Raw genomic sequence first — 18,517 nt, 5'->3', positions numbered from 1 at the left:
AATCCCAGACGTAGAAAGGGATTCCGAGGATGTCGGCTACCCGGCGGGCGTCACCGGCGTCCTCCTTGGAGCAGCAGCCCCGCGAGCCGGTGCGCAGCGCGCCGGGGGCGTGCGACAAGGCCAGATGCACACCGACGACCTCATGGCCGGCGTCGACCATGCGGGCCGCGGCCACCGAGGAATCCACCCCACCGCTCATCGCGGCGAGCACTCTCATCGCGGCCCGCCCAGCGCCACGCTGGCCAGTGCGGCCTGGCGGGCGCGGTCGACGGCGGCGGGCAGCACCCGCAGTGCGGCGTCGACGTCCTGCTCGGTGCTGGTGTGCCCCAGCGACAGCCGCAGCGATCCGCGGGCGTGGTCGGCGTCGGCGCCCATCGCCAGCAACACGTGGGAGGCCTGGGCCACCCCGGCGGTGCACGCCGACCCGGTGGAGCATTCGATTCCGTTGGCGTCGAGCAGCATCAGCAGCGAATCGCCCTCGCAGCCGGCGAAGGTGAAGTGCGCGTTACCGGGCAGTCGCCGCGGGTCGGGCGCGCCATTCACCGTGACGTCGTCGATGGAGTCGAGCACGCCGTCGATGAGCCGGTCCCGCAGCGCGGTCAGCCGGGCGGCGGTGGCTTCCCGGGACTCCACGGCGATGTCGGCGGCCGCAGCCATGGCCACCGCACCGGCGACGTCGACGGTGCCCGAGCGCACGTCGCGTTCCTGACCGCCGCCGTGCAGCAGCGGCACGCAGCCGACGTCGCGGCGCAGCAGCAGCGCACCCACACCGGTCGGGCCGCCGAACTTGTGCGCGGTGATGCTCATCGCGGCCAGCGTGGAGGCGCCGAAATCCAGCGGCACCTGACCCACGGCCTGCACCGCGTCGCTGTGCATCGGCACACCGAATTCTGCTGCCACAGCAGCCATCTCGGCGATCGGCATGATGGTGCCGACCTCGTTGTTCGCCCACATCACCGAGACCAGGGCCACGTCGTCGTGCGCGCTGAGCGCTTCGCGAAGCGCCACCGCCGTCACGGTGCCGTCCGACTCGCACGGCAGGTAGGTCACCGCGGCGCCCTCGTGTTCGGCCAGCCACTGCACGGCGTCGAGGACGGCGTGGTGCTCGATAGCGGTGGTGACGATGCGCCGGCGGCCGGGATCGGCGTCGCGGCGAGCCCAGTAGATGCCCTTGACGGCGAGGTTGTCGCTGTCGGTGCCGCCGGCGGTGACGATGACCTCCGACGGCCGCGCGCCGAGCCGGGCGGCCAGGCTTTCGCGGGCCTCCTCCAGCCGGCGCCGGGCAGCGCGACCCGCGGTGTGCAGCGAGGAGGCATTACCGACGGTGCTCAGCGCGGCCGTCATCGCCTCGATGGCCTGTGGGTGCATCGGGGTGGTGGCTGCGTGGTCGAGATAGACCGAGCGGGGCTGGCTCATGGCCTGTTCAGGATACCGACGGCAAACGAAAAGGCTCCCGACGCGATGTCGGGAGCCTTTTCGCTGAACCTTCCGGGCTCTAGCCGCGCCGGGCCTTCATGGCCTCGGTCAGCTGCGGAGTGACGCTGAACAGGTCGCCCACCACGCCGTAGTCGGAGATCTCGAAGATCGGCGCCTCTTCGTCCTTGTTGACGGCGACGATGGTCTTCGAGGTCTGCATGCCGGCCCGGTGCTGGATCGCTCCGGAGATGCCCAGGGCGATGTACAGCTGCGGCGAGACGGTCTTACCGGTCTGGCCGACCTGGAACTGGCCCGGGTAGTAGCCCGAGTCGACGGCCGCGCGGGAGGCGCCGACGGCAGCGCCCATCGAGTCCGCGAGATCCTCGACGATGCTGAACTTCTCCGCGCTGCCGACACCGCGGCCACCGGCGACCACGATGCTGGCCTCGGCGAGCTCCGGACGGTCACCGGCCACCGCGGGCTGGCGGGCGGTGATCCGGGCGGCGTTGGGCGCCGGGGCGGGCACCGCCACGGTCACCAGCTCACCGGCTGCCGGGCTGGGCGCTGCGTCGATCGCACCGGGACGCACGGTGATCACCGGCACCTCGGCGTTGACCTTGGCCTCGACGGTGAACGCGCCACCGAAGATCGAGTGGACGGCGGTGCCACCGGGCTTGATGTCGACGACGTCGGAGAGCACGCCGGAGCCGATCCGGGCGGCCAGCCGGCCGGCGATCTCCTTGCCGTCGGCGGTGGCCGGCAGCAGCACGGCGGCCGGACTTGCCGACTCGACCAGGCTCTCCAGCACGTCGACGAACGGAGTGACCAGGTACTTCTCCGCGTCGTCGGACTCAGCGACGTAGATCTTGGCCGCACCGGCGGCCTTGAGGTCCTCGACCAGCGGGGCGGCGGTGCCGGGCGCACCGATGACCACGGCCGACGGCTCACCCAGCGAACGGGCGACGGTCAGGAGCTCGGCGGTGACCTTCTTCACCGCGCCCTCGGAGTGCTCGACGAGCACGAGTACTTCAGCCATTGGGAGTTCTCTTTCTCGGAAAGTGGGAGGTTTGGGGAGACAGGTGTGAGGAGACGAGCAGGCCTAGATGATCTTGTGCGAGACCAGGTACTCGGCGATCTTGGCGCCGCCGTCACCGTCGTCGCTGACCTTCTCGCCGGCCGTCTTCGGCGGCTTCGGGGTGGAGGAGATCACCGTGGAGCCGGCGTTGGCCAGCCCGACCTCGTCGGCCTCGACACCGATGTCGGCCAGCGTCAGGGTCGCGACTTCCTTCTTCTTGGCGGCCATGATGCCCTTGAAGGACGGGAAGCGCGGCTCGTTGATCTTCTCGTTGACGCTGACGATGGCCGGCAGATCGGCCTCGACGCTGAAGACGCCCTCGTCGGTCTCGCGCTCACCGCTGATCTTGCCGCCCTCGACGACGATCTTGCGCATGTGCGTCAGCTGCGGCAGGCCGAGGTACTCGGCGATGATCGCCGGGACCGCTCCACCGGTGCCGTCGGTCGCCTCGTTGCCGGCGATGACGAGGTCGGTGCCCTCGATGGTGCCCAGCGCACGCGCCAGGGCCCAACCGGTCTGCACCATGTCGGAGCCCGCCATGCTCGGGTCGAGCAGGTGCACGCCGCGGTCGGCGCCCATCGACAGCGCCTTGCGAATGGCCTCGGTGGCCCGCTCCGGGCCGGCGGTCAGCACGGTCACGGTGCTGTCGCCGCCTTCCCGCTCCTTGATCAGCAGCGCCTCTTCGACGGCCCGCTCGTTGATCTCGTCGAGCACCGCGTCGGCGGCGTCGCGGTCGAGGGTCCAGTCACCGTCGGAAAGCTTGCGCTCTGACCAGGTGTCCGGGACCTGCTTGATCAGAACCACGATGTTGGTCATGGCTTAACTAGTCCTCCTGGGAAGGGGTCATGCGACCGGGGGCGGTTGCATGTTTATCGGGTCACATCCGCTGACCACGCGTAGGTTACTAGCCAGTAACTTATGGTGGATCGCTCCCTACGATAGCTTGCCGCCGAGGGTGTTCCTGCAGGCCCGTCATCCGGCGGGTACGCGAATGAACGGCGGCGGGTTAGCCTTCCCTGCGATGAGTGCACACCTGACGGACGCCCCCGACGGCGGTCTGCCGCTGACCGGCGAGCGGACGGTGCCGGGCTTGGCGGAGGAGAACTACTGGTTCCGCCGCCACGAGGTCGCCTACCTCCGCTGCGTGGATATCTGCGCAGGTCAAGACGTCCTTGAAGCCGGTTGCGGGGAGGGCTACGGGGCCGATCTGCTGGCCTCGGTGGCGCGCCGGGTGGTGGCTGTGGATTACGACGCGGCGACGGTCGAACACGTACGCAACCGCTACCCCCGGGTGCAGGTGCTGGCGGCCAATCTGGTGGCTCTGCCGATCCCCGACGCCTCGGTGGACGTCGTGGTGAACTTCCAGGTCATCGAGCATCTGTGGGATCAGCCACAGTTTGTCACCGAATGTTCACGGGTGCTGCGGCCCGGCGGGCGCCTGCTGATGTCCACGCCGAACCGGATTACCTTCACCCCGGGTAGCGACACCCCGCTCAATCCGTTCCACACCCGCGAACTCAACGCCGCTGAACTGCGGGAACTGCTGGAACAGGGCGGCTTCCGGGTCGAGGGCATGTACGGGGTCTTTCATGGCCCACGGTTAGCCGAGATGGACGCCCGGCACGGCGGTTCGATCATCGACGCCCAGATCGCCCGGGCGCTGGCCGACGCCCCGTGGTCCGACGACCTGCTGGCCGACGTGGCCGCGGTGCGCTGCGAGGACTTCGAGATCCTCCCCCAAGGGGAACGCGACATCGACGGCGTCGCGGCGGCGGCCCGCGACATCGACGGCGTCGCGGCGGCGGCCCGCGACATCGATGACAGCCTGGATCTGCTGGCGATCACGGTTCGGCCGTGAGCCCGCAGAATCCCGGGGCGGTACCCGGCCAGTTCAGCCTCGTCCTGCACACCCATCTGCCCTGGCTGGCCCACCACGGCCGCTGGCCGGTGGGCGAGGAATGGCTGTTCCAGTCCTGGGCGGCGGCCTACCTGCCGCTGCTGCGAGTGCTGCGGACGCTGGCCGCCGAGGACCGCAGCGGACTGATCACCCTCGGTCTGACGCCGGTGGTCACCGCGCAGTTGGACGACCCCTACTGCCTGGACGGGATGCACCGCTGGCTGGCCAACTGGCAGCTGCGCGCGCTGGAAGCGGCGAACCTGCGCACCCCGACCGGGGCGGCGACGGGTACGGCCACCACACCGGAAGCGTTGCGGGCCTTCGGTGTTCGGGAGTACGACGAAGCCACCGCCGCACTGGAGGACTTCACCGGGATGTGGCGCCACGGTGCCAGCCCACTGCTGCGTCAACTCATCGACGCGGGCACGGTGGAACTGCTCGGCGGCCCGCTGGCCCACCCTTTCCAGCCGCTGCTGGCGCCGCGGCTGCGGGAGTTCGCGCTGCGCGAGGGCCTGGCCGACGCCGGCCAGCGGCTCGGTCACATCCCGTCGGGCATCTGGGCGCCGGAATGCGCCTACGCGCCCGGCATGGAACGCGACTACGCCGCCGCGGGCGTCGGCCACTTCATGGTCGACGGGCCGTCACTGCACGGGGACACCGCGCTCGGCCGCCCGGTCGGGGACACCGACGTGGTGGCTTTCGGCCGCGATCTGCAGGTCAGCTACCGGGTCTGGTCGCCGCGGTCCGGTTATCCCGGGCACGCCGCTTACCGGGACTTCCACACCTACGACCACCTCACCGGCCTCAAGCCGGCCCGGGTCACCGGCCGCGGCGTCGACTCGCAGGCCAAAGCTCCGTATGACGCCGCCCGCGCCGACCGGGCGGTCGACGCCCACGTCGACGACTTCGTCGGCCTGGTCCGCGACCGGCTGATCTCGGAGTCCGCGCGCATCGGCCGGCCCGCGCACGTGGTGGCCGCATTCGACACCGAACTGTTCGGGCACTGGTGGTACGAGGGTCCGGTCTGGCTGGAACGGCTACTGCGCGCGCTGCCCGAGGCCGGTGTCCAGGTAGGCACGCTGCGGCAGGCCAAGGAGAACGGATTCGTCGGCGCCCCAGTGCAATTGCCGCCCAGCTCGTGGGGTTCGGGCAAGGACTGGCAGGTGTGGGCCGGCGAGAAGGTGGCCGACCTGGTCCAGCTCAACGCCGAGGTGGTCGACACCGCGCTGGGATGCGTCGACAAGGCGCTGGCCCAGGCCGACGCCGCGTCGTCGCGCGACCTGGTGGCCGACCAGATTCTGCGCGAGACGCTGCTGACGGTGTCCAGCGACTGGCCGTTCATGGTCAGCATGGACTCGGCGGCCGACTACGCCCGCTACCGGGCGCACCTGCACGCCCACGCCACCCGGGAGATCGCCGACGCACTCGCCGCCGGCCGCCGCGACGCCGCCGAGAGGCTGGCCGCGGGCTGGAACCGCGCCGACGGACTGTTCGGCGGGCTGGACGCCCGGCGGCTGCCCCGCGCATGAGAATCCTGGGCGCATGAAAATCCTGATGGTGTCGTGGGAGTACCCACCCGTCGTCGTCGGTGGGCTGGGACGCCACGTTTACCAGCTGGCAACGGCCCTGGCCGCCGAGGGCCACGAGGTGGTGGTGCTGTCCCGTCAGCCGTCGGGCACCGACCCGGCCAGCCACCCGACCACCGACGAACGCAGCGAGGGCGTCCGGGTCATCGCCGCGGCGCACGACCCGCACGAGTTCGACTTCGGCAGCGACATGATGGCCTGGACGTTGGCCATGGGTCACGCGATGATCCGCGCCGGCATGCATCTGCATGGCGACTGGACACCTGATGTGGTCCACGCCCACGACTGGCTGGTGGCCCATCCGGCGGTCGCGCTGGCCGAATTCTTCGACCTCCCATTGGTTTCCACGGTGCACGCCACCGAGGCCGGCCGGCACTCCGGATGGGTGTCGGGACCGATCAGCCGGCAGGTGCACGCACTGGAGTCGTGGCTGGCCCGCGAGTCCGACTCGCTGATCGCCTGCTCGGCGTCGATGGCCACCGAGATCGCCGACCTGTTCGGCCCCGAACTCGCCCAGATCAGCGTGATCCCCAACGGAATCGACTCCAGCCATTGGGCTTTCGCGCCGCGACGGCCCCACACCGGACCGCCCGAGCTGCTGTACTTCGGTCGCCTGGAGTACGAGAAGGGCATCCAGGACGCCATCGCGGCGCTGCCCCGCATCCGGCGCACCCACCCCGGCACCACGCTGACCATCGCCGGCGACGGCACCCAGCAGGATTGGCTGGTCGAGGTCGCCCGGAAGCACAAGGCTCTCAAGTGCGTGCGCTTCGTCGGCCGGGTGGATCACGACGAGTTGCTACGGCTGCTGCACCGGGTGGACATCGCGGTGCTGCCCAGCCACTACGAGCCGTTCGGCATCGTTGCGCTGGAGGCCATCGCCGCCGGCGCTCCCCTGGTGACCACCAACGTCGGCGGTTTGGGCGAGGCGGTGGTCGACGGCGTCACCGGAATGTCCTGCCCGCCTCGCGATGTCGCGGCTCTGGCGCAGGCGGTGCGCACCGTGCTCGACAATCCCGCCGCCGCCCAGCAGCGCGCGGTGGCGGCGCGCGAGCGGCTCACCTCCGACTTCGACTGGCATTCGGTGGCCGCCGCGACCGGGCAGGTCTACCTGGCGGCCAAACGACGGCAACGCGAGCCGCTGGCGCGCCGGCCGATCGTCGAACGGGCGCTGCCGGACCGCTGATCTAGCGCGAGGCCTTCTTGCGTTCGATGTCGGCCAGGTGAGCCGCAAGTTCGGCACGCTGCGCGGCGGTGGTCTCCCAGGCCAGCTTGCGGTTCTTGACCACCTTGGCCGGCGAGCCGACGGCGATCGAGTAGTCCGGGATGTCGCCCTTGACCACCGCATGCGCGCCGAGCACGCAGCCGCGGCCGATGGTGGTGCCGCGCAGGACGGTCACCTTGGCGGCGATCCACACGTCGGGCCCGATGCGCACCGGGGTCTTGACGATGCCCTGGTCCTTGATGGGCAGCTCGATGTTGTCCATCTTGTGGTCGAAATCGCAGACGTAGCACCAGTCGGCCATCAGCGCCGACTCGCCGAACTCGATGTCGATGTAGCAGTTGATGACGTTGTCCCGACCGAACACCACTTTGTCGCCCAGCCGCAGCGAGCCTTCGTGGGCGCGGATGGTGTTCTTGTCGCCGATGTGCACCCACCGGCCGATCTCCATCTGAGCCAGTTCGGGGGTGGCGTGGATCTCGACGTTCTTGCCGAGGAACACCATGCCGCGGGTGATGATGTGCGGGTTGGCCAGCTTGAACTTCAACAGCCGCCAGTAGCGCACCAGATACCAGGGCGTGTAGGCGCGGTTGGCGATGACCCACCGCAGCGATTCCTTGGTCAGGAACTTGGCCTGGCGCGGGTCACGCAGCCGGGAGCCCCGCCAGCGCTTGTGGATCGGCGCGCCCCACATGCTCGTCATGGCGCTAGAGCCTAACGGGATACACGGCGGAGGCACACCGAGGCATTAGTCTGCCCTGGATGGCCAGGACACCGGTGCTGCCGCGCGTGCTCGCGCTGGCGTCGACGACACTGCTGACCGGCTCGCTGACCGCCTGCGGCACCACCGACTCCTGGGTGGAGTCCACCGCGGGCCGCGGCTGGCCGGCCCAGTACGCCACCGCCGAGAACAGCAGCTACTCCCCGACCGCGGGTGCCTCGGAGCTGACGCTGACCTGGAGCCGCTCGGTCAAGGGCGAACTGGGGGCCGCCCCGGCACTCGGCGGCGACGGCTACCTGGCGGTCAACGGACAGACCGCCGGCGGCTGCTCGCTGATGGTGTGGGAGAACGACAACAACGGCCGGCAGCGCTGGTGCACCCGGATGGTGCTCGGCGGTGGGTTCTCCAGCCCGATGTTCGACGGGTTCGACAACCTCTACATCGGCCAGCCGGGTCTGATGATGTCCTACCCGCCGACTCAGTGGGTGCGCTGGCGCACCAACGTCATCGGGATGCCGACCACCCCCCGGTTCCTGGGCAACGGCCAGTTACTGGTGGTGACGCACCTTGGGCAGGTCCTGGTGTTCGACTCCCACCGCGGCGTGGTGGTGGGCACGCCGCTGGACCTGGTCGACGGCGTCGACCCGACCGATCCGTTCCGCGGACTGACCGACTGCCAGCAATCCCTGCCCGGTTGCCCGGTGGCCTCCGCACCGGCGTTCTCAGCGGCCAGTGGGATGGCGGTGCTCGGGGTGTGGCAGCCCGGCGCGAAAGCGCCTGTGCTGACGGCGTTGCGCTACCAGCCGGGCCAGCCGGCGCTGCTGACCCGCGAATGGACCAGCGACGCGGTGCCCGCCGGGGTGATCGCCAGCCCCGTTCTCTCCGCGGACGGCACAACGGTCTATGTCAACGGCCGGGATAAGCAGCTGTGGGCACTGGACGCCACCAGCGGGAAGCCGAAATGGTCGTTCTCCCTTGAGTTTCAGCCCCAGACCCCGCCGACGGTGGCACCCGGCGGGCTGATCATCACCGGCGGCGGCCCGGACACCCGCCTGGTGGCCCTGCAGGATTCGGGTGACCACGCCGAGATGGCGTGGCGCCGCGATGACGTCACGCCGCTGACCACCTCGAGCCAGGCCGGCGGACAGGTCGCCTACACGGTGGTCGCCGACGGTCCGAAGAGCCAGTCGCTGTTGGCATTCGACCCCGCTGACGGCGGCCGCACGATCAACACTTACCGGCTGCCGGATGCGGGCGGATTCCCGGTCGGGGTGTCCGTCGGGTTCGACCGACGGGTGGTGGCGGCCACCAGCGCAGGACAGGTGTACAGCTTCAGTCCCGACTGATCCGTCCGGCGACGATGCGGGCGCCCCGCGCCCGAGGAGGAGCCGGGCAATTCGGCCCTAGAGCTGCAACGGCGGAATCTCGTTGCGCGGCAACGTCACCGACGTAGCACCGGCGAATGACGGCAGCAACTCGGCGCGACCGAAGAAGAAGATCACCGAGTCGTCGGTGACGGCAAAGTTCTGGTAGTGCGCGGGGTCGCGACCGTCACCGGGCGGAATGCTGCCCACCAGGCCGGTCTCACCCTCCAGCGTGCGCTGCACGATCGGGAAGATGGCGTCCAACGGCTTGACGTCGGGCGCGAAGAGGGTGTCGAAGGTGACGGGCCGCCGATTACCGACGTCGTAGGTGAACGACTTGTACCAGGTGGTCGGGTGGGCGGAACCGACGTCCTGGAACAGGGTCAGCACGACGCTGCGCGTCTGGGCCGACTCGAAAGATTCAGCCGTAACGTCCATTTCGTGCGGAATCCTGCGGAAGTCGGGTGTCTGACCGACGTTGACAAACCCGTCCCTGGTCTGTGTCAGGTACTCGACGAGCGCCTGCTCGTCCGGATAGTCCAGCGGAAACGTCATGTCGATCGTGTATTCCGCAGTGCTGGCCTGCACCCGGCAGGTGTCCCCCTGTACGACGCCGCCGAAGGCGGCGCAGGATTCCGGCGCGGCCGACACCGGCGGCGCCGACAGCAGTGCACCGGTGACCAGCGGTGCCGCCAGAACGGAGGTTCGCCGCATACCGGGCAGCCTACCGGGACGGCCGGCAGACGAAAGCTACCGCGCGAGCTGCCGCACCGGTGCCCAGCCGGGTGATCACCACCGAGATCGGCTGCGTCCCGGACGGTCGCAACCGCCGGCGCAGCGCATCGGGGTCGACGCCCACGCCGCGCACCAGGATTTCCAGCGTCCCGCAGTCCCGGCCTGAAAGGACTTGGCGCAGAATCTTTTCCCGCAGCGGAAGCTGATCGAGGATCTCGAAACCACGAACGCCGTCAGGCAGCCGGTCGCCGGTGAGGTAGGCGATGTCGGGGTCGAGCTGCCACAGACCGTGCCGGGTGGCGTACTGGCGCACCAGACCAGCCCGGACCACTGCCCCGTCCGGGTCGACGATCCACCGGCCGGGAGGGGCGACCGGGCAGCCGTCGGGGTCGGCGTCGGTGACATGCTCGTCGCGATCGAGCACGGTGGCCCGTCGGCGAACCCCCGGCGTCGACAGCGCCGGCGACCACAGGCACGCCTCGCGCACCGAACCGGCCGACGAGGTCACCTCGATCTCGCCGTCGAATCCCAGTTGCGCCACCGCGTCGAAGTCGATGCCGGGGGCACACTTCACCACCGTGGAGCGACCCCGGTAGACCTCGGCGATGTCGTCCAGTGGCGGGGCGTACGCGCGCGGGTCGAAGCGCCGCCGGCCGCCGGACCGCCGGCCCGGGTCCAGCAGTACCACGGCGTCGCGGCTGACCGGGTGCAGTGCATCGGCCCGGCACAGCGCAACACCCGCGACGTTGTGCCGCGCCATGGCCAACCGCACCTCATCGATGTCGCTGCCGAGCAGCACCGGCGCCACATCGCGCAGCGCGGCCAGTTCGGTTCCCACCGAGCAGGTGGCGTCGTGGACGGTGTGCCCGGCCAGCCGCTGCGCCCGGTGGCGGGCAACGGCGGCAGTCGTGGCCTGCTGCAGCGCCTCGTCGGTGAACAGCCACTGCCCGACATCGGCCAGCCCGGCGAACTTGGTCACGGCCTTACGGCGCAGCACCGTCGTCGCCGCCAGCGCGGCACCGCGCGCACCGAACCGGTCGCGAATGGTGGCGACGTCAGCCACCAGGCTGGCGTCGGTGAGTGCGAAGCACGCCACCTCCGCCAGCGCGGCCGTTCCGGCGTCGCTGGTCAGATACGCGACATCGGCGCGGTTAAACGTCAGGAGGGTTTGACCCCGGTGATCATGACGTTGTAGAACCAGCCTTTGGGCACCACCCGCCGCCACACATTGGCGTCAACCCAGCTCAGGGTGGTCCAGCCGCCGAAGGCGAACTTCGCCCAGCGCCAGCCGAGCTTGCCCGGGGGAACCGTGGACTCGAAGGTGCGCACCGGCCAGCCCAGCATCGCGGCGGTGAACTCCTCGCTGGCGGTGCTGACCTGCACGGCACCGGCGTTGGTGGCCATCCGCTCCAAATCCGCCGGTTCGAACGTGTGCAGGTCCACGATCCACTCCAGCGCCGCGGCCCGGGAGTTCTCGTCAAGCTCGGCCTGCGGGCGCCGCCAGCTGCCCAGTCCGGGCAGCTTCATCGCGTTGACCGTGGTTTTCCAGGTCAGGTCAGCGAGCCTGCGGGCATAGGCGTTGCCGACGGTGGTGGGCTCACCGGCGAACACGAACCGCCCGCCCGGCTTGAGCACCCGGACCACTTCGCGCAGCGACTTCTCGACGTCGGGGATGTGGTGCAGCACCGCATGGCCGACCACCAGGTCGAAGGTGTTGTCCTTGTAGGGAATTCCCTCGGCGTCGGCCACCCGGCCGTCGATGTCCAGGCCCAGCGACTTCCCGTTGCGGGTGGCCACCTTGACCATCCCCGGCGACAGGTCGGTCACCGAGCCGCGCCGGGCCACACCGGCCTGAATCAGGTTCAGCAGGAAGAAGCCGGTGCCGCAGCCCAGTTCCAAGGCCCGGTCGTAGGGCAGGTTCCGCAGCTCTTCGGTGGGCACGATGGCGTCGAACCGGCCACGGGCGTAGTCGACGCAGCGCTGGTCGTAGGAGATCGACCACTTCTCGTCGTAGGACTCGGCCTCCCAGTCGTGGTAGAGCACCTGGGCCAGCTTGGTGTCGTGTCGTGCAGCCTCGACCTGCTCGGCGGTGGCGTGCGGATTGGGCTGGGGAACCCCGGCGTCCGTCGTCGTCATGCAGGGCAGCCTAACGGCCGTTTACCGCTGCAAAAACTTCGCCGTAGCGCTCGACCTCGCTGTCATGGTCAAGACGGCCGTCGATAAGCGCCTTCGCCCCGGCCAGCGCGGCCGCCGGAGCGTCGATGAAGCGGCGCGCCCAGCTCAGGGCCTCGTCATAGACATGGTCTGGTGCCACCAGTTCGTTCACCAGACGCAGCGTCAACGCCTCCTCGGCCCCCACGAAGCGTCCGCTGAACGCCAACTCCTTGGCGCGGGCCTCGCCGACGGTCCGGGCCAGCCGGGCGCATCCCCCGCCGCCGGGTATCAGCCCGGCCAGGATCTCGGTGGCGCCGAACTTGGCGTTGTCCCCGGACACCCGCCAGTCGGCGGTCAGCGCCAGGCTCAACCCCGCGCCCAGGGCGTACCCGGTGACCGCGGCGACGGTCGGCTTCGGGATGGCGGCCACGGCGTCCAGGGCGCGGCGGCGGAGCCGGTCGGCGACTTCGGCCTCGGCACGGTCCAGGGTGTTCAGCTCGGGCATGTCATCGCCGGCGCAGAAGATCTCGTGACCACCGAACAGGATGACCGCGGCGATGTCGTCGCGCGCCGCGACCTCCTCGGCTGCGGAGGCCAGTTCGCGGTAGGCCTGCCGGGTCAGCGCGTTGGTGGGCTCGCGGTGCAGCACCAGGGCGGCAATACCCGGCTGGTCGTCGCGGCGATGCGGTGCATCAATACGGCTAACGCGGACGCTGACGAATTCACGCATGCTCAACTCTGCCCGGCTTCCCGCAGACGAGACAAAGCGCGGCGACGGGCCTGCAGATAACGGTCGGCGTCGAAGAACTCGAGCTCCCAGTTGCCGTCGTCCAGCACAGTGAGGCTGGGCTCGACGACGACGATCTGGCGTTGCACCGCAAGGACTTCGGCGACGGTGCGTCCGGCCAGGGAGTCCAGCTGGGTCCAGGTGGGCGGCATCAGCAGCGCGCGGCCCTCGGCGAAATCGTCGATGGCCGCCTCCGGGCTGGCCCAGTCGGCCCGATCGGATTCGGTGTTCTCGGCGTCGGCGCGCTGGCCTTCCGGCAGTGCGCCGACGAAGAAGTAGGTGTCGTAGCGGCGGGTGCGCTCTTCCTTCGGGGTCACCCAATTGGCCCATGGCCGAAGCAGATCCGCACGCAGCACCAGGTTCTCGGCGCGCAGGAAGTCCCCGAAGGACATACTGCGCTCCTCCAGCGCGGCCCGCTGGCCGTGAAAGACCGATGCGTCACTGACGATGCCGTCGGGGTCGTCGGCCGGCCCGGCGAACAGCACCCCGGACTCCTCGAACGTCTCCCGGGCCGCCGCGCACACCAACGCCTCGGCTAGATCCGCCTCGATGCCGAATCGTTGTGCCCACCAAACCGGTTCGGGCCCGTACCAGGCGCCGTTGCCGACCAGTGCGGCGTCGCGGTCGCGGTCGTCCACGCCGCCGCCGGGGAACACCGTCATCCCGGCGGCGAACTCCATCGCGGCGTGGCGGCGCATCAGGAACACCTCGATGCCGGTCGGCCGAACAGGAGTGTCGCGCACCAGCATCACGGTCGCCGCAGGCCGTACCGGCACCGGCTCCGGCGTGTCGCTCATGACCGCCTCCTGTGCGCGGCGCGGGTTCGGGCACGGCGGGCGAAGTAGCGGCCGTCGATCATGTCGACGGCGATCGACTGCCCGAAGGCGGCCGACAGGTTCTCTGCGGTCATGACATCCTTCAGCAGCCCAGCCGCCACCACCGTCCCCTCCGAGAGAATCAGGCAGTGGCTGAAGCCGGGCGGAATCTCTTCGACGTGGTGGGTCACCAGCACCAGGGCCGGGGCGTCCGGGTCGGCGGCCAGATCGGCCAGCCGGGCGACGAGTTCCTCGCGGCCGCCGAGATCCAGGCCGGCGGCGGGTTCGTCGAGTAGCAGCAGTTCCGGGTCGGTCATCAGCGCGCGGGCGATCAGCACCCGTTTGCGCTCGCCCTCCGACAACGTGCCGTAGGTGCGGTCCGCCAGGTGCTCGGCGCCCAGGCTCTCCAGGGTGTCCACCGCGCGCACGTAGTCGACATGGTCATATTGTTCGCGCCAGCGGCCCAGCACCGCGTAGCCCGCCGAAACCACCAGGTCTCGGACCAGTTCGTCGTCGGGGATCCGCTGGGCCAGCGCGGCGCTGCTTAAACCCACCCGCTGCCGTAACTCCGCCATGTCCACCCGGCCCAGCCGCTCCCCGAGCACCCAGGCGGAACCGGCGGAAGGATGTTCCATTGCCGCGGCCATTCGAAGCAGCGACGTCTTGCCCGCGCCGTTGGGTCCGATGACCACCCAGCGTTCGTCGAGTTCGACCTGCCAATCCACCGGACCGACCAATAACCGCCCGCCCCGGCGCAGCCGAACGCCGCGGAAGTCGATCAGCAAGTCGGGATCGACATCGTCCGTCGGGTCGGAGCCGTCCGTCGGGGTGGAGTCGTCGAGCACCTCTGTCACCCGACTATCGTGCCCCATCGCTACTCCGCCGGGATCTCCACCCGGCTCACCACGCCGTCGACGGCGTCGGCGGCCTCGATCTCGGCGCGGGTGACACCCAGGATGAACAGCACGGTGTCCAGGTAGGGGTGGTTCAGCGAAGCATCGGCGACCTCACGCAACGCGGGTTTGGCGTTGAACGCCACTCCCAGACCGGCGGCGTTGAGCATGTCGATGTCGTTGGCGCCATCGCCGACGGCCACCGTCTGCTCCATCGGGACGCCGACCTGCTCGGCGAAGTCGCGCAGCGCCTTGGCCTTTCCGGCCCGGTCGACGATCGGGCCCACCACCCGCCCGGTGAGCCGGCCGTCGACCACCTCGAGTTGATTGGCGGCCACGAAATCGAGCATCAGGTCATGCGCCAGCGGGTCGATCACCTGCCGGAACCCGCCGGACACCACGCCGCAGTAGAAGCCGAGGCGGCGCAGGGTGCGGATGGTGGTGCGGGCACCGGCCGTCAGTTCCACCTGGTCGGCGACCGCGTCGAGCACCTCTGCGGGCAGTCCGGCGAGGGTGGCCACGCGCTGGTGCAGCGACTCGGCGAAATCGATCTCGCCCCGCATGGCGGCATCGGTGATGGCGGCCACCGCCTCCCCGGCCCCGGCGTGTTCGGCGAGCATCTCGATGACCTCACCCTGGATCAGGGTGGAGTCCACGTCGAACACGATCAGCCGCTTACTGCGCCGCTCCAGGGTGTAATCCTCGACGGCGATGTCGACCGCCTGCTCTGCGCCGACCCGGGCCAGCGCGGCCTGCAGGGCGTCATGCAGACCGGGCGGCACCGTGACCCGCAGCTCCAGCCCGGTCACCGGGTAGTCGGAGATACCGCGGATGACGTCGAGGTTGACGCCCAACGCGGCAGCCTCGCGGGCGACGGCCCCGAACGCCGCCGCAGTGATAGGGCGCCCGAGCACCACGATGGTGTGGGTGGGGAGTTCGGCGATCACCGGGACGTCGTCACTGCGCTCGATGAGCACGTCGAGTCCCAGCCGCCGAACGGCCTCGGTGACCTCGCCGCGCAACGCATGACCGTCGGCCACCTCAGCGTGGCCGGAGACCAGCACACCGAGCACCAAGCGGTCGCGAATGACCACCTGTTCGACGTTGAGCAGATCGACCGGGTACCGGGCTAGCACCTCGAATAAGGCCGAGGTGACGCCTGGACGGTCGACCCCGGTGACGGTGATCAGCACCGACACCTTGTCTGGGGTCATCGCAGCCGTTCTTGGCGCCTACCTAGCGGTGAGTGCGACCGACGTGGGCCTCGGTCCGCATCCGGTCGACCATGTGCGGGTAGTGCAGCTCGAACGCCGGGCGCTCCGAACGGACGTTGGGGAGCTCGGTGAAGTTGTGCCGCGGCGGCGGGGAGGAGGTGGCCCACTCCAGGGAGTTGCCATGACCCCACGGGTCGTCGACGGTGACGATCTCGCCGTAGCGCCAGCTCTTGAAGATGTTGAAGAAGAACGGCAGCATCGACACACCCAGTGTCGCCGCACCGATGCTGGACACGATGTTCAGCGTGGTAAACCCGTCGGTGGGCAGGTAGTCGGCGTAGCGACGCGGCATGCCCTCGTCACCGAGCCAGTGCTGCACCAGGAACGTCAGGTTGAAGCCGATCATGGTGAGCCAGAAGTGGATCTTGGCCAGCCGCTCGTCGAGCAGGCGTCCGGTCATCTTCGGGAACCAGAAGTACACGCCGGCGTAGGTGGCGAACACGATCACGCCGAACAGCACGTAGTGGAAGTGGGCGATCACGAAGTAGGAGTCGGAGACGTGAAAGTCCAGCGGCGGGCTGGCCAGCAGCACACCCGACAAACCGCCGCACAGGAACACCGCAAGGAAGCCGACGGAGAACAGCATCGGTGACTCGAAGGTGAGCTTGCCCTTCCACATGGTGCCGATCCAGTTGAAGAACTTGATGCCGGTGGGCACCGCGATCAGGAACGTCATGAAGGAGAAGAAGGGCAGCAGCACCGCGCCGGTGACGTACATGTGGTGAGCCCACACCGCCACCGACAGCGCGGCGATGGCAATGGTGGCGTAGACCAGCGTGGAGTAGCCGAAGATCGGCTTACGGGAGAACACCGGGAAGATCTCCGAGACGATGCCGAAGAACGGCAGCGCGAGCACGTAGACCTCGGGGTGACCGAAGTACCAGAACAAATGCTGGAACAGCGTGACGCCGCCGCTGGCCGGGTCGTAGATGTGCGCGCCCAGACGACGGTCGGCGGCCAGGCCGAACAGCGCGGCGGTCAGCAACGGGAAGATCATGACGACCAGCAGGCTGGTGACGAAGATGTTCCAGGTGAAGATCGGCATCCGGAACATGGTCATGCCCGGGCAGCGCATGCACACCACGGTGGTGATCATGTTGACGCCGCCGAGGATGGTGCCCAAGCCGCCGACGGCGAGGCCCAGGATCCAGAGGTCGGAACCAGCGCCGGGGCTATGCACCACGTCCGACAGCGGGACGTAGGCGGTCCAGCCGAAGTCGGCGGCGCCGCCGGGGGTGACGAAGCCGGCGAGGGCGATGATCGCACCGAAGACGAACAGCCACAGCGACAGTGCGTTGAGCCGCGGGAACGCGACGTCGGGAGCACCGATCTGCAGGGGCAGCACCAGGTTGGCGAACCCGAACACGATCGGGGTCGCGTAGAACAGCAGCATCGCCGTGCCGTGCATGGTGAACAGCTGGTTGTACTGCTCATTCGACAGGAACTGCAGACCGGGGACGGTCAGCTCGGCCCGGATGAACAGCGCCATCAGGCCACCGAGGGCGAAGAAGGTGAAGCACGCGACCATGTACATCATGCCGATCAGCTTGTGATCGGTCGTCGTAATGATCTTGTAGATCAGGTTGCCCTTTGGCCCGCTGGGCAGCGGCGCCGGGCGACGGACCTCTAGTTCTCCACGGGGGGGCACTACGGCTGTCACAAGATCCTCCAACCCTCTGGGAATGTCCCAAGAAATCTACGGCGCATCCTATCCCCAAACCAGCCCTTACGGGCCCATGGTCCTACATTCTGTCGTAATTGGCGTCACACCCTCGCATCACCAACGGCGAAGGCCAGGTCAGAAGGGGTTTGCGGACGGACGGGTGCTACCGTCGCCGGGTGCAGATCCGCGCCGTGTTGCCCATCGTGGCCACCGTCTCGGCCGTTGCAGCGGGAATCAGCGGTTGCTCAGGCTCCAGCGCCCCGGTGACCGGGCCCGATTTTTCGGGATCCACCAGCACAGTCGTCACAAGCACCACCAAAATCGCGTCGGCCGGGGTGCTGGGCAATCTGCGGCGGCCGGACGAGTCCTGCGCGCCGGATCCGGCCCGGCTGGACGGCACACCTCCCGGCCCGGTGCGGCACGCCGCCGGCCAGAGCCTGGTGAAGCCCGACCCGATGCGGATCGTGGCGTTGGCCGGCGACGAGCTCGACGCCCTGTGCGCGCTGGGTCTGCAGTCGCGGATCGTGGCAGCCGCCCTGCCGGACGGTGCGACCGGCCAGCCGTCGTATCTGGGCACCGTCGTGCGCGACGTCCCGGCGGCCGGCACCCGCGGCAACCCGGACTTGGCCGCGATCGCGGCGGCCAAGCCCGACCTGATCCTGGGGTCGCAGTCGCTGGCCCCGCAGGCCTACCCCGCGCTGGCGGCGATCGCCCCGACGGTGTTCAGCGCAGCTCCGGGTGCCCGCTGGCAGGACAACCTGCGGCAGGTGGGCGCGGCGACCGGACGGACCCGCGCCGCCGATGATCTGATCGCCGGGTTCGCCGAGCAGGCCAAGAAGGCCGGTGAGGCCAACGACGCCGCACATTTTCAGGCGTCCGTCGTGCAGCTGACCGATTCCACCCTGCGGGTGTGGG

17 protein-coding genes and 1 pseudogene are annotated in these 18,517 nt (G+C 69.4%); 5 read left to right on the top strand and 13 right to left on the bottom strand.

The window, feature by feature from the left end; genetic code table 11:
* The 4 genes and pseudogenes from ADBZ6I_RS07755 to ADBZ6I_RS07740 all read right to left on the bottom strand — a co-directional run.
* Positions 1-217: pseudogene (locus ADBZ6I_RS07755) on the bottom strand (tRNA 2-thiouridine(34) synthase MnmA); the annotation flags it as partial.
* A complete protein-coding gene (locus ADBZ6I_RS07750) occupies positions 214-1,416 on the bottom strand; it encodes a cysteine desulfurase family protein (RefSeq protein WP_526382516.1) in 1,203 nt (400 codons plus the stop codon). The pseudogene ADBZ6I_RS07755 and the gene ADBZ6I_RS07750, both read right to left, overlap by 4 nt.
* 79 nt (positions 1,417-1,495) lie before the next feature.
* On the bottom strand, positions 1,496-2,452 hold the full coding sequence (locus tag ADBZ6I_RS07745) for an electron transfer flavoprotein subunit alpha/FixB family protein (RefSeq protein WP_526382514.1): 957 nt from the start codon (positions 2,450-2,452) through the stop codon (positions 1,496-1,498).
* Between the two features lie 63 nt (positions 2,453-2,515).
* Entirely contained in the window at positions 2,516-3,307 is a 792-nt protein-coding gene (locus tag ADBZ6I_RS07740) for an electron transfer flavoprotein subunit beta/FixA family protein (protein ID WP_526382512.1), read from the bottom strand.
* Between the two features lie 205 nt (positions 3,308-3,512).
* Here ADBZ6I_RS07740 and ADBZ6I_RS07735 point away from each other — a divergent pair, with 205 nt between their 5' ends.
* Genes ADBZ6I_RS07735 through ADBZ6I_RS07725 form a run of 3 tightly spaced genes read left to right on the top strand, consistent with a single transcriptional unit; the run spans position 3,513 to position 7,160 of the window.
* Positions 3,513-4,349 carry a class I SAM-dependent methyltransferase gene (locus tag ADBZ6I_RS07735; RefSeq protein WP_526382510.1) on the top strand — a complete coding sequence of 279 codons (837 nt, stop codon included), beginning with the start codon at positions 3,513-3,515 and terminating at the stop codon, positions 4,347-4,349.
* Complete coding sequence (locus ADBZ6I_RS07730; RefSeq protein ID WP_526382508.1) at positions 4,346-5,917, top strand: 1,4-alpha-glucan branching protein domain-containing protein; 1,572 nt, start codon at positions 4,346-4,348, stop codon at positions 5,915-5,917. Before ADBZ6I_RS07735 ends, ADBZ6I_RS07730 begins: the two co-directional genes overlap by 4 nt.
* Before the next feature lie 13 nt (positions 5,918-5,930).
* On the top strand, positions 5,931-7,160 hold the full coding sequence (locus ADBZ6I_RS07725) for a glycosyltransferase family 4 protein (protein ID WP_526382506.1): 1,230 nt from the start codon (positions 5,931-5,933) through the stop codon (positions 7,158-7,160).
* A 1-nt stretch (position 7,161) separates the two neighbouring features.
* On the opposite strand, the gene ADBZ6I_RS07720 is transcribed toward ADBZ6I_RS07725, so the two are convergent.
* The gene (locus tag ADBZ6I_RS07720; protein ID WP_526382504.1) at positions 7,162-7,899 is read right to left on the bottom strand and encodes an acyltransferase; all 738 of its coding nucleotides are present in this window, start codon (positions 7,897-7,899) and stop codon (positions 7,162-7,164) included.
* A gap of 59 nt (positions 7,900-7,958) precedes the next feature.
* Here ADBZ6I_RS07720 and ADBZ6I_RS07715 point away from each other — a divergent pair, with 59 nt between their 5' ends.
* Positions 7,959-9,263: a BamB-related PQQ repeat family beta-propellar protein gene (locus tag ADBZ6I_RS07715; protein ID WP_526382502.1), complete on the top strand. Its 1,305-nt coding sequence runs from the start codon at positions 7,959-7,961 to the stop codon at positions 9,261-9,263.
* A 57-nt stretch (positions 9,264-9,320) separates the two neighbouring features.
* Here ADBZ6I_RS07715 and ADBZ6I_RS07710 read toward each other — a convergent pair whose 3' ends face one another.
* Genes ADBZ6I_RS07710 through ctaD form a run of 8 tightly spaced genes read right to left on the bottom strand, consistent with a single transcriptional unit; the run spans position 9,321 to position 17,599 of the window.
* A complete protein-coding gene (locus ADBZ6I_RS07710; protein ID WP_526382500.1) occupies positions 9,321-9,995 on the bottom strand; it encodes an esterase in 675 nt (224 codons plus the stop codon).
* A gap of 10 nt (positions 9,996-10,005) precedes the next feature.
* Complete coding sequence (locus ADBZ6I_RS07705) at positions 10,006-11,217, bottom strand: THUMP-like domain-containing protein (protein WP_526382518.1); 1,212 nt, start codon at positions 11,215-11,217, stop codon at positions 10,006-10,008.
* Positions 11,175-12,152 carry a class I SAM-dependent methyltransferase gene (locus ADBZ6I_RS07700; RefSeq protein WP_526382498.1) on the bottom strand — a complete coding sequence of 326 codons (978 nt, stop codon included), beginning with the start codon at positions 12,150-12,152 and terminating at the stop codon, positions 11,175-11,177. Before ADBZ6I_RS07700 ends, ADBZ6I_RS07705 begins: the two co-directional genes overlap by 43 nt.
* A gap of 10 nt (positions 12,153-12,162) precedes the next feature.
* The gene (locus ADBZ6I_RS07695; RefSeq protein WP_526382496.1) at positions 12,163-12,900 is read right to left on the bottom strand and encodes an enoyl-CoA hydratase; all 738 of its coding nucleotides are present in this window, start codon (positions 12,898-12,900) and stop codon (positions 12,163-12,165) included.
* 2 nt (positions 12,901-12,902) lie between these two features.
* On the bottom strand, positions 12,903-13,754 hold the full coding sequence (locus ADBZ6I_RS07690) for an NUDIX hydrolase (RefSeq protein ID WP_526382494.1): 852 nt from the start codon (positions 13,752-13,754) through the stop codon (positions 12,903-12,905).
* Positions 13,751-14,644: an ABC transporter ATP-binding protein gene (locus tag ADBZ6I_RS07685; RefSeq protein ID WP_526382492.1), complete on the bottom strand. Its 894-nt coding sequence runs from the start codon at positions 14,642-14,644 to the stop codon at positions 13,751-13,753. The genes ADBZ6I_RS07690 and ADBZ6I_RS07685 overlap by 4 nt, the downstream gene beginning before the upstream one ends.
* A 2-nt stretch (positions 14,645-14,646) precedes the next feature.
* On the bottom strand, positions 14,647-15,879 hold the full coding sequence (gene serB, locus ADBZ6I_RS07680; protein ID WP_526382490.1) for a phosphoserine phosphatase SerB: 1,233 nt from the start codon (positions 15,877-15,879) through the stop codon (positions 14,647-14,649).
* Positions 15,880-15,901: 22 nt separating this feature from the next.
* The gene (ctaD, locus tag ADBZ6I_RS07675) at positions 15,902-17,599 is read right to left on the bottom strand and encodes an aa3-type cytochrome oxidase subunit I (RefSeq protein ID WP_526382488.1); all 1,698 of its coding nucleotides are present in this window, start codon (positions 17,597-17,599) and stop codon (positions 15,902-15,904) included.
* A 179-nt stretch (positions 17,600-17,778) separates the two neighbouring features.
* Here ctaD and ADBZ6I_RS07670 point away from each other — a divergent pair.
* The coding region (locus ADBZ6I_RS07670; RefSeq protein WP_526382486.1) for an ABC transporter substrate-binding protein at positions 17,779-18,517 on the top strand (739 nt) is incomplete at its 3' end.

The organism is Mycobacterium sp. (assembly GCF_044342925.1).
Lineage (GTDB): Bacteria > Actinomycetota > Actinomycetes > Mycobacteriales > Mycobacteriaceae > Mycobacterium.
Note: the sequence above shows the minus strand (reverse complement) of the source record. Positions and strands in the feature narration are given on the sequence as shown.